The 11745-nt window shown below is 45.5% G+C and carries 7 protein-coding genes and 1 pseudogene; 3 read left to right on the top strand and 5 right to left on the bottom strand.

What is annotated here, in order from left to right:
* Positions 1–414 precede the first annotated feature (414 nt).
* A complete protein-coding gene (locus RH949_RS11715; protein ID WP_446353245.1) occupies positions 415–675 on the bottom strand; it encodes a chlororespiratory reduction protein 7 in 261 nt (86 codons plus the stop codon).
* A 170-nt stretch (positions 676–845) separates the two neighbouring features.
* Here RH949_RS11715 and RH949_RS11710 point away from each other — a divergent pair, with 170 nt between their 5' ends.
* Positions 846–2285, top strand: a complete 1440-nt coding sequence (locus RH949_RS11710) for a protein adenylyltransferase SelO (RefSeq protein ID WP_446353243.1) — start codon at positions 846–848, stop codon at positions 2283–2285.
* A 276-nt stretch (positions 2286–2561) separates the two neighbouring features.
* Here RH949_RS11710 and RH949_RS11705 read toward each other — a convergent pair whose 3' ends face one another.
* Entirely contained in the window at positions 2562–4547 is a 1986-nt protein-coding gene (locus RH949_RS11705; protein WP_006103846.1) for a pentapeptide repeat-containing protein, read from the bottom strand.
* 158 nt (positions 4548–4705) lie between these two features.
* A complete protein-coding gene (locus RH949_RS11700; protein ID WP_006103753.1) occupies positions 4706–5809 on the bottom strand; it encodes a hypothetical protein in 1104 nt (367 codons plus the stop codon).
* A gap of 115 nt (positions 5810–5924) precedes the next feature.
* On the opposite strand from RH949_RS11700, the pseudogene RH949_RS11695 reads away from it, so the two are divergent.
* Positions 5925–6068, top strand: a pseudogene (locus RH949_RS11695) (Uma2 family endonuclease); the annotation flags it as partial.
* Positions 6069–6121: 53 nt separating this feature from the next.
* Here the strand turns inward: RH949_RS11695 and alaS are convergent.
* Both alaS and RH949_RS11685 read right to left on the bottom strand, forming a co-directional pair.
* Positions 6122–8755, bottom strand: a complete 2634-nt coding sequence (gene alaS, locus RH949_RS11690) for an alanine--tRNA ligase (RefSeq protein WP_446353241.1) — start codon at positions 8753–8755, stop codon at positions 6122–6124.
* A 359-nt stretch (positions 8756–9114) separates the two neighbouring features.
* Positions 9115–10119, bottom strand: a complete 1005-nt coding sequence (locus tag RH949_RS11685) for a DUF928 domain-containing protein (protein ID WP_446353239.1) — start codon at positions 10117–10119, stop codon at positions 9115–9117.
* A 189-nt stretch (positions 10120–10308) separates the two neighbouring features.
* Between RH949_RS11685 and RH949_RS11680 the strand changes: the two genes are divergently transcribed.
* A complete protein-coding gene (locus RH949_RS11680) occupies positions 10309–11661 on the top strand; it encodes a P-loop NTPase fold protein (RefSeq protein ID WP_446353237.1) in 1353 nt (450 codons plus the stop codon).
* Positions 11662–11745: the final 84 nt, after the last annotated feature.

The raw sequence follows: 11745 nt of genomic DNA, 5'->3' as shown, positions 1-11745 counted from the left end.
TGGCGAACCGGGGGTTAAAACTATTTGGCAAGGTCTGCGACGACTCCATGACATTGCCCAGACTTGGCTTTTACTTTCCCCCAAAACTACTGCTTTTGTCAAGGGCATTCATGTTAAGAAAGATGTGAGTAATGCATAGCTTAAAAAGGGGGACTTTGATCTACTGTACTTTATTACAGCGCAAAGCGCTGTATTCTCTAGGTTAAAACGAAATTGTTACTTTAATAATATACCTACAGATAGATCCTAGGACTAGGAAAGGCATTTATTTGGGGAATCCTAAACCATAGAAAGATAAATAAATGACTATTTATGTCGTTAATATTTCAAAAAAAATGAGGGTTTTAGAGTTTAATTTTAAAAAGTAAATTTTAAAGCAACTCCAGACATTAAACGTCAGGAGTCCTTTTTTTACTACGGCTTTTCTAGCCGCACGACATACCATTGCAAATATTCTCCAGGTTCCATATCCAATTCACAGGAGGTTTCCATTAAATACTTGGCTTGCTCCTCCACGGAGGAAAACTGCTGTAAATCACGGGGTAAATTATCCTGCCGTGTTGATAAAATAGCTTTGAGTTTTTCCAGTAACTCCGCAGGTGTGAGAAATTGCTCCGGTTGATTCGTTTCCAAAACAACATAAGCATCCTCTTGGTACATGATTGAATCAGGCATGGTTCATTCCAGGATTTAGTTTCAACAGTTATTAGAGGACGTTCATCACATCCACGGTAACTAGAATACCGCCAATGTGCTGGATTCTCCACATAGCCTCGCTTCAGGGAACTCTTATGAATAGACTCTCCTGCATTTAGTATAGAAAAATGACCAATGACCAATGACCAATGACCAATATCAATATGTTTCTCTCCCTGGAATACGAAAGAGCGTTAGAATCCCTCGGCTATGACTATTTTGATGAAGTCGCCGCCGCCGAATTTCCCTGTCATCACCTGCGGTTCCGTAATGACCAACTGCTGCCAATTTTAGGGTTAGACTCGCAAAGGGTGACAGATGCCGATTTTATCCAGGCGTTTGGTAAGTTTGTTGGCATACGACCCTTTTTAGCCTTGCGCTATCACGGGTATCAGTTTGGCGAATATAATTCCAGATTGGGAGATGGTCGCGGGTTTCTCTTTGGTCAGGTGCGGGGAACTGATGGCGAACTGTATGATTTTGGCACGAAAGGTTCTGGGACAACTCCCTATTCTAGGGGGGCGGATGGTCGATTGACTCTCAAAGGTGGAGTACGGGAAGTCCTGGCGGCGGAAGCGTTGCATGGTTTGGGTGTGCGTACCTCTCGCTGTTTAAGTTTGATTGAAACCGGGGAACATTTGTGGCGAGGGGATGAACCGTCACCCACTCGTTCATCGGTGATGGTACGGATGAGTCGTTCTCATATCCGGTTTGGCACGTTTGAACGGTTGCGCTATTTTAAGCGTCGGGATTTAATTAAAACGCTGCTTGATCATGTCATTGATTATTACTATCCGCATCTGTTGCAACAGCAGGATAGAGTTGAGCAATATCGCCAATTTTACGCCGAGTTAGTGAAACGAGTGGCAGAGTTAGCGGCTCAATGGATGGCAGCAGGCTTTTGTCATGCTGTTTTAAATACGGATAATATGTCAATTACGGGGGAAAGTTTTGATTATGGTCCTTATGCGTTTATCCCCACCTATAATCCTGTGTTTACAGCGGCGTATTTTGACTATTACGGACGCTATTGTTATGGCAATCAACCGAGCATTTGTCGGTTGAATTTGGAAATGTTGCAGCAACCGTTAGGCATGGTGATTCCGGTTGCTGATATGGAAGCTGGGTTAGCGGCTTATGAGGAACACTATTATCAGGCTTATCGGCAGTTAATGCTAAATAAGCTGGGATTTGAGCAAGTGAATGAATCACAAGGGAATGAGTTATTGAGCAGGACGATTGAGTTGTTAAAGGAAACTCAGGTAGGATATCATGCCTTTTTCACCGAATTAACCCAGCAGTTTCACCCGAGTTGGCGCGATGATGTCTCACAAATTTTTGAGCAGGTTTCGTTTTGCCAGTCGGCTGAACAGCAAGTGTTGTTAGCTACTTGGCGCGAATTATATCATCATATTTTGCAGGATTTGTCAACGGATGAGTTGGCGAAAATGGCTGAGCGGTTAGAGGAGAAGAATCCGAAAACCGCATTACTACGACCTGTTATTGAAGAGGTTTGGGCAGCTATCGATCGCGACGATAATTGGCAACCGTTTGATGAGTTGGTGAGACGCTTACAACGAAAAAAATAATCTTATATTTGTCATTGGTCATTGGTCATTGGTCATTGGTCATAAGCTGTCATGCATTTAAATTGGGTATTAGTAGCGAGCAAGATGCAAAGCCTGCGGCATGGCTTCGCTTAACGCACTACTACAAGGCTTTCGCCGTTATTGATATTAAGGTTTAAATGCCGAACAGCTTACAAGGATTGCACCATTATTGACATTACGGTTTAAATGCCGAACAGCTTACTCGCTCCCGAAAAGAAGCAAGCTACGTTTATGTAAGGGCTGAAATTAGTGTTATTATTTCAAATAAATCAATAAATTCAGCCCAGGAATAGTACGAGAAAGTGTCCATAATAACAGGGCAATATAAGCAAGACCCAAACCCCACTGATACCACGCCAATGTACTAATAATACCGGGAATATGTTCGTCTCTCAAGCGAATATCATTAAAGCCAAACTTGAGTAAATTATTAAAACTAAAGTCATAATAATTCAGCCAATTCCAGCGACGATCCCAAAGAATCGGCATATAACGATCGCGGAAAAAGCCAAATCGAGGCATAACCGGGAGGCGTCCAATCAGGAGGCGTAATTGCCGCATCCCCCCATCTTCAACAAAATAGGTGACATTGAGCATATCATGATAACGCCCTTGCCGATACAGTCGCCACACCAGCAATAGGGGTATCGGAAACAGAAGTCCCGCCAAACACAATAGCGTCAGCCAGGGTTGTTCACTGGTTTGAAAAATCGCGATCGCACCGCCCACAGTAGCCGCCGCCCCACTCCCCACCATGTAAACTGTTTCTATAGAGGTGGGTAGAATCGGTTTAGGGTAACGTCGCCGCCAACGGTCAAGCAACCAAAACAGCAATCCGAAATACGCGATCGCAATCATTCCCACGCCGAACACTAAGCCAAAACTGGTACCATCGGCACTTAATAGTAGCAGTAAACTCAATTTCGCCCAGTGCAGAGCATCAATTAGCCAATGGCGCGATCGCACAGTGATATCCTCGCGACCCATTAACTGGAGAATGCTACCCAGTAAACGCCCCCACAGTTGTTCTCGTCGTAATCGTTCCCGGAGATAATCTAAGGAATTCGCATCGGGAATTTGTTCTTGTTCGCGAAAGTTGCGGACTAAATTCCGCAGTACATCTTCATTCCCTTCGAGTTTGGGAACGAATAGAATTTGTCCCACATGACCCGCATCACCAAAAATTTTAGCTTGGTCGGAGTCAAAGGTCATCCCAGCGACTTTAACATAAGCATTAGGGGAAAAGCGGGTATTACTAAAATCCATTTGGTCAAGTAGACTCGCATCCCGCATTAAAATCGGTTGCTGGAACTGACTTCCCCGGAAGCTAGTGGATTTTTCCCACGTCGCCTCGGTGAGTAACAACGACTGAGTAAACCGACTCTTACTTAACAAACAGCGATCGCGCCAAATTACTTGGGAAAAATCGGCATCTTCTAGCCATTGGCTTCCGGTAAAATTGGCAAGCTGCACAAATTCCGCCTGACTAAAATTTCCATTCCCATGAAACGTAGACCGACTAAAATTGGCTATACCTTTAAACTCCACCTGAGTAAACCCAGCCTTATCAAAGAAGGTGTCACCGCTGAAGTTAATATCTCGACCAAACGTAGTGTTACTAAAATCAACAGATTGGCTAAAACTACTCCCTGACCAATCGACTTCCTGGATAAACACAGCCTCAGAGACTTCTAAGCGTTGCAGAAAGAAGGTATTGGCGAAATTAATTGCACCGCTTAGACGAGTTTGATTCAGCTTGAGAGTCCCCCGAAAGACTGTAACCGAGGGAACTTGGTCACTGGATTCGGTGATGAAGCGAGAATCTTTTGCTAATTTTTCTTGTTCCTGGTCAGTTAACAGGGAAGGCAACGTGGCTTGGGAGAGGGCGGTTTGCAAGCCTAATTTGCTAGCCGTAAACTCTCCTTGAATCAAGGATTCACTCAAGTCTAAAGCGAGAGGGGTTTGAGAACGAGTCAGCTTGCTTTGCAGGTGTTGGTAAAACTGATCCCGAAAGTCTGTATTCTCGTTGGTTAAATCAATAACAAACTGGCGCAGATCAATCGTGGAAATGCCTTCGCTTTGAATCGGGGATTCTAGGCGTTCTTCTAGGAGTTCCAGGGTTAACGGTTGACGTTCTGGAGTGGCGGCGAAGGCGGGGAGGGGGATGAGGAGGAGGAGAAACGTAAGCAGGAATCCGAGGAGTCGCTTGGGGAAAGGGTGTAAGAATTTAATTGGCTTCAAGGCGATTGTATTTTTAAAGGTTCATTCAATTATTTTACTGGGATAAGCCCCGACACCTGCCAACCACTCGCGCTTTGGGTTTCAACCAAAGGCAGTTTAACGTGACAATGTTAAACTTGTACATTAGCCTCAAATCCTGACAAAAGACAAATGAGTTTTTACGGCTGAAGTTGCTGAAGTTTAGTTTGAGCGGATCGCAAAAGCTCTTGAGCTTTTGAATAAGATGTTGTCCCTGATTGTACCTTATTGAGTTGATTAATAATACCCTGAAGTTGACTAATAGTAAGATTCCGATCAATTGTCGCATCAGTAGGCGTGTTGGCAAGTAAGCGTTGAATTTGACGTTGAGCTTCTTCCAGGGCTTGCATTGATTCCGCCTCAGCCGAGGAGCGAGTTTGGATAACGCCTAAATTGGTTTGATAGGTAGCGAGTAATTTTTGGGCTTCTAGATAACCTTGATCCTCTAGAGGAATTTGTTCCAATCGCGCGATCGCTTGTTGCCAAAGTTTCTGGATTTGTTGCCATTCAGCGACAGTATGGGGTGGATTTTGAGCCGCTTGAGCCGCCGCAAAAGCAAATTCTTGAGCCGCACCAATCAGGGAACCGGTACGCTGGTTATCCGCCGCAAAGCCAACAACCTGTTGAAAATCTCGTTGATACCCTATTAACTTGGTTTTAGCGGTTTGTCCGGCGAGGGTAGCTGAGGGAATTTGCTCGATGTGATCCAGTGCAGTTTGCCACGATGCGATCGCATTTTGTTTATCGGTTAGTGTTGCGGCTTGCTGGTACTGCTGTTTGGCTTGATTGAGTGCAGTTTCGGCTTTCTTTAGTTCAATCTGAGCATTTTTCTCCTGGAATACCTTGGCTTCCATACGAGCGACGTTAGTACGAGCGCTTTCAAATTCATCAAGGGTGAATTTCCAGCTACAGCTAAATAAGTTACAGTAAAATTTGGGTTCATAGCCTAAGAACCAAATCGGCAATTTGTCAAGATGAGTTTGGGCTAACTTAACTTTTTCTTCTCCTAAACTGAAATCTGCGGCACTGGTTGAATTATTAATCAATTGATCGGCTTGTTCAACGTTGCGAATGGTTTGGCGATAGTTATGATCCATCTGGATATAACTGGGTAATAATAAGATTGGTGCAGTCCGCGCTACCGGACGCCGGATCATTGGGTAAGGTAGGTTGACGACCCAAACTAAACCCGCCATACTGCCCAAAATTGCCCCTGTCCAAGCGATTTTACTCAGGCGATTCATAGTGAAGATTCTCAAGATTATCTTCTAGTTTGGCAGACCCTTATCCCCTTTGTCGAGGGACGGTAGGGGTTTCTGATGTGGCACTATTAGAACCAAAGACAACGGTTACTACAAATTTGACTACTTTAAACGTTACCCCTGCTTAATTATTGAGGTACTTTCAGATAAAACTGAAGCTTTTGATCGAGGCGATAAATTCACCGACTACAGCGAACTAGAAACGCTACAAGAATACGTGGGGATAGGGAGAAAAAGAAAGTTCTACATGAGACTGCAACTTGGTATGAGGTGGGCATTGCCCACCCGATAGGATTACTGCAACTGTTCAATTAACTGGCGTTTTGCCGCATCCAAAGCTTCCGGTAACTTACTGGCGTCTCGTCCCCCAGCTTGGGCTAAGTTGGGGCGTCCCCCACCGCCACCGCCGCAAAGTTTGGCAATTCCACCGATAAATTTACCGGCTTGTAGTTGCTTGTCTTTGTAGATTTTGGCACTAAACGCCGCCACTAAACTAACTTTTCCTTCTGTGGGAACCGAACCTAAAACAACCGCACTGTCTCCCAGTTTTTGCTGGAGTCGTTCCGCTGCGGTTTTCAGGGCGTCGGGTTCAATGTCTCCCAGATTTGCCACTAAAACCTTGAACTCACCCACGGATTCCGCTTGACTCAATACCTGATCCGATTTGGCTAATGCCAATTCTTGTTTTACAGCTTCTAATTCTTTCTGAGAGGCTTTGAGTTCGTTCTGGAGATTGGTAATTCGATCGGGGATTTCTTCAGGTTTGACTTTAAAGCGATCGCTTAATTCTTTGACCACTTTATCCCGCAGGTTCAAATAATCCAATACCGCAGGACCCGCTACGGCTTCAATGCGCCGAATCCCGGACGCGACGCCCGTTTCAGCGACAATTTTAAACACACCAATTTCAGCGGTGTTATTCACATGAGTTCCGCCACAGAGTTCCATTGAAACACCGGGGAAATCAATCACTCGTACCTCATCGGCATACTTTTCCCCAAACATGGCGATCGCACCTTTTGCCTTGGCATCGGTTAGGGGCATAATCGCCACATCTGCGCCGTGGGCTTCGGCTATCCAGGTATTAATTTGCTCCTCAATTTGTACCAATTCCTCTGCTGTCAGGGAACGGGAACAATTGAAATCAAACCGCAGCCGATCAAATGCCACTAAAGAACCCGCTTGGGAAATAGACGGATCAACAATCTTTTTCAGCGCCGCTTGTAATAAATGAGTTGCCGTATGATTAGCTTGGGCGCGACGGCGACAGGCGCGGTCAATTTGGGCGGTAACAGTATCCCCTAGATTTAGGGTTCCCCGTTCCACACGACCAAAATGGACAAAGAAGTCGGATTCTTTTTTGACATCTTCAATCCGTACTACTAAATTATCGCCCGATAAATAACCGCGATCGCCAATTTGTCCCCCCGATTCGGCATAGAATGGGGTTTGGTCGAGAACAACTTGCACCTCAGTACCCGTCTGGGCTGATTCAACCGACTCGCCCTCTGCAACTAGCGCCATCACTTGGGCGGTAGTGGCAGGTACGGTATATCCTAAAAATTCGGTCGCCGCCACTCCAGATGTCACTTCATCCAGACTGCCTTGTGCCAATAAGTCAACGGTTTCGTGGGCGGCTTGAGAGTTTTCTTGCTGTTCTTTCATCGCCGCTTCATAGCCAGCAATGTCCACCGTTAACCCATGTTCTTCGGCAATTTCTTGGGTTAATTCTAAGGGGAAGCCATGGGTATCATAGAGGGTAAACGCATCCCTCCCGGAAATTTGCTCAGGCTTTTGCGCCAGAATATCTGCCAATAACTTCTCGCCGCGTGCGAGGGTTTTGCGGAATTGCGATTCTTCACGTTGCAATTCGGCTTGAATCGCATCGTTCCGTTCCCGCACATTCGGATAGGTGTCTTCAGCCAGTGCGATCGCGGTGTCGGCGACTTGGGTGGTAAACTCCCCTTGAATGCCAATTAATCGCCCATGGCGCACCACTCGCCGGATTAAACGGCGCAGGATATAGCCGCGTCCAATATTCGAGGCGGTAATTCCATCAGCAATCAGATGAACTACAGCGCGAATGTGATCCCCAATCACTTTCAGGGAGACTTTGGTTTTCTCGTCACTCTTGGCATAATCAAGTTCAGCAATCTCAGCCGCCGTCTTGATAATCGGGAAAATCAGATCCGTTTCGTAGTTATTGGGAACCTGCTGGAGGATTTGCGCCATCCTCTCTAATCCCAACCCGGTGTCAATATTTTTATTTTGCAGGGGGGTGAGATTCCCGTCTGCATCCCGGTTGTATTGCATGAACACCAGGTTATAGTACTCAATAAACCGGGTATCGTCTTCTAAATCGATGTCCTTGTCCCCTTTTTCCGGGTGGAAGTCGTAATAGATTTCTGAACAGGGACCACAAGGACCCGTCGGACCCGATGCCCAGAAGTTATCTTCTTCGCCCATCCGCTGGATACGATGGGCTGGGATACCAATTTTATCCCGCCAGATGGCAAAGGCTTCGTCATCCTCTCGAAACACACTCACGATCAGGCGTTCTGGGGGTAATTCAAAGACGTTCGTAGATAACTCCCATGCCCACGCGATCGCTTGTTCTTTAAAATAGTCGCCAAAGCTAAAATTGCCCAGCATTTCAAAGAAAGTATGGTGTCGCGCCGTGCGTCCCACATTCTCAATATCATTGGTGCGGAGACATTTTTGCGACGTGGTGGCGCGGGAAAAGTCCGACTGGCGTTGTCCCAGGAATATCGGCTTAAAGGGTAACATCCCGGCGATGGTGAGTAACACAGTGGGATCATCCGGGACTAAGGAAGCCGACGGCAAAACCTGGTGTTGCCGTTTGTCGTAGAAGTCTAGGAACTTTTGTCGGATTTGGTTCCCTCTGAGGGATTTGGGAGATTTGGGCATGGTGTTTCACTCAAGGCTAGGAATGGATTGGTAGGATTTTGGACGTTAGACTCACCCATCCTAGAAATAACGAGGTTGATCAGTGCGATCGTGATCCATTTTTACATTTATTATGGATTGTTGCAGGATTTTTATCCTTTGCACAGTTTCCCAGTTCTGCTCCCTATCTCATCGTGCTGAGGCGAGTGCTGGATGACAGAAATAGCTGACCAGCTAAAATTTCCCCCGCTCTTCTTCTGTTGTATACACCCCAAAGCCCATACTCTATACCCTATAGGCAACAGGCAACAGAAAATACACAATTTCAATGCGTTTTCGCCTAGTCATTTTTCCTTCAGTTTGAACTTCTAGGTAGTGGTTCATTTGGCAACCAGATGAGCCAGACCCACAGATGCTAAGAGATTTATCCAATCCGCTTGAATTTGAGAATTATCTGGGTAACGCTCGCGTAATTTCACCAGCGAACTCACTGTTTCTGTCCAAATTCCATAATCGGCATAGATTTTCGGGTGATTAATTTCTGGAGTTTTGGCTAATTCTTGCACCAGAGACTCTTCTTTGGCAATTCGCTTTACCCATCCTTCTGCAAAAGGATAAGAACTCCAATCATAGGGATCGCAGGGTATTCCGAAATGCCAATGATACGTTTTATCCACTTCTAACAAATCCTTATCTGAATCGGGATTAGTCAGAGCGGTTTCAGGGAGACTAATACTGACAAGTCCCGGAATTTTAGCTTTAAGAGAAATTTCTGTTTCATATATGACTCTTTGGTGTTCTTCATCAAGCAGTGCAAAAAAGGCATTATTTACCAGTAAAGAAGCCATTGTTTCATCTGACTCAATCTTATTCACAGAAATTAATAAAGTTGGATTTGCCTCTACAGTCAACTCAACCGGAATTTCATCATTATGTGTTGGTAACTGCGGTAATAAGGGTGTGAAATTGATAAGCTTGCAACAGGGACACCTTCCACACACCCCTCCTGAACGGCGTCGAAATTCTTGGCTTCTCCGCCGTTTGAATTCTAGACCCTTAGTTAATGCTCCAGCCGCCCACCTACAAACATCTATGTCAACGGTTTCATCCTGGAGAAGATTGGCAGCTTTCTGGGCAATATAATCGGGGTTTTCAACTACAGCTTGCAAGTCTAAAGGATTGTATTCAATTAATCGCTCCAAAGCATACAGTTTTACATGATCATGTCCATCATCAAGAGCCGCGACTATCCCGTCAATCTGCAAAAGTTGTGGCTTAGGTTTGGGGGGTTCTTTGGCGCTAACCCCAGGGAGGGCAAGTAGGAGTGTCAAAAACAGGGTAAACAGGAAGGTAAAAAAGAAAGAAAATGGTTTTGTTTTTTGCATGGTTTTTAACATAGTGAAAATCTTGCCAAACCAGAAAGGCAGAAGCATCCAAGACAGAAGGGAGTAGGCAAAAGACGTAGCTTGCTTGGCACTCCCTTGAGTAGGACAAATGACAAATGACCAATGACCAATGTCCCATAACTAAGCTATGGTATCGGATAATGCTTTAAATGCTAAGGAACTGGGAAAATGAAGGTAGAGTTACAGACATTTTTTAAAGCAACGAACCCTAGCCGGACGCTGGTTGCAGACAATCCGGAAGACCAGAAATTTTATATCGACTTTTCCCCGGTACGCGGGGGGAAGATTATTGAGGAACTTAAGGATAATATTACCTTTTTCTCCCCTGATGAACCCACCTGCGCCTTATTTACCGGACATATTGGTTGTGGCAAATCCACAGAGTTATTGCGACTGAAGGCAGAATTAGAAGCAGATGGGTTTCATGTCGTCTATTTTGAGTCGAGTGAAGACTTGGAAATGGCGGATGTGGATATTGGCGATGTGCTATTGGCGATCGCACGACGGATTTCCCAAAGCTTGGCAACGGTTCAACTCGGTAAATTGACGGGGTTACAGACGCTGGTACAGGGTGCTGCAAGGGTGTTAAACGCCGAGGTGCAGGGGGTGAGAATTAAAGTGCCGAACCTGGGAGATGTGGGTGTTGTTTCTCAAAATGATACCGTTTCCCTCGCCTTTGGCATTGGCGAAATCACGGCGAAGACAAAAAGTGATGCGATGATGCGACAGCGACTAAATCAGTACCTCGGACCCCAGAAAACCCAACTCTTGCAGATCATTAATCAGGAACTGATCGAACCTGCGATCGCGAAACTGAAACAGCAGGGTAAAAAGGGGTTAGTCGTAATTGTCGATAATCTGGATCGGATCGATAATAGCCCAAAACCCTGGGGGCGTCCACAGCAGGACTATTTGTTTGTGGATCAGAGTGAATGTTTAACCAAGCTGCACTGTCATCTCGTTTATACCATGCCCTTGGCGCTGAAATTTTCCGATGATTATGGTGTATTGACGCAACGGTTTCCGGAACGACCGAAAATCTTACCCATGGTTCCGGTACAGTTAAAAGATGGTAGTGATTGTCAAGCCGGAATCCGTTTACTGCGACAGATGGTTCTCGCGCGGGCATTTCCGGATTTAACGGAACAGGAACGTTTGGAAAATAGTACGGAAATCTTCGATAATTTGGAAAGCTTAGACTATCTCTGCTACCGGAGTGGGGGTCATGTGCGCGATTTGTTAAAGTTACTCAATGATTGGATTAAAAAGGAACGGACGTTTCCCTTGTCCCGCCCGACACTGGACAAATTAGTTCGACAATATCGCAATGAAATGACATTGAGAATATCGGATAATCAGTGGGAGTTATTGCGACAAGTGCAGCAACGGAAATGGGTGAGTGATGATCAGGGTTATGAACTGTTGATTCGCAGTCGGCTGGTGTTTGAATATTATTATGAGGATGAGTCTTGGTTTGATGTGAATCCGATTTTGGTTGATGCTCAAGAGTTGCAGGGATAATATTTGAGGTAGGGGCGCAAGGGCTTCATCCATCATCCATGTAAACTTAAGCTTAACCCCTCTCCCCCAGCCCCTCTCCCACCA

Source organism: Coleofasciculus sp. A1-SPW-01, from assembly GCF_040217205.1.
Classification (GTDB): domain Bacteria; phylum Cyanobacteriota; class Cyanobacteriia; order Cyanobacteriales; family Coleofasciculaceae; genus Coleofasciculus; species Coleofasciculus chthonoplastes_A.
Note: the sequence above shows the minus strand (reverse complement) of the source record. Positions and strands in the feature narration are given on the sequence as shown.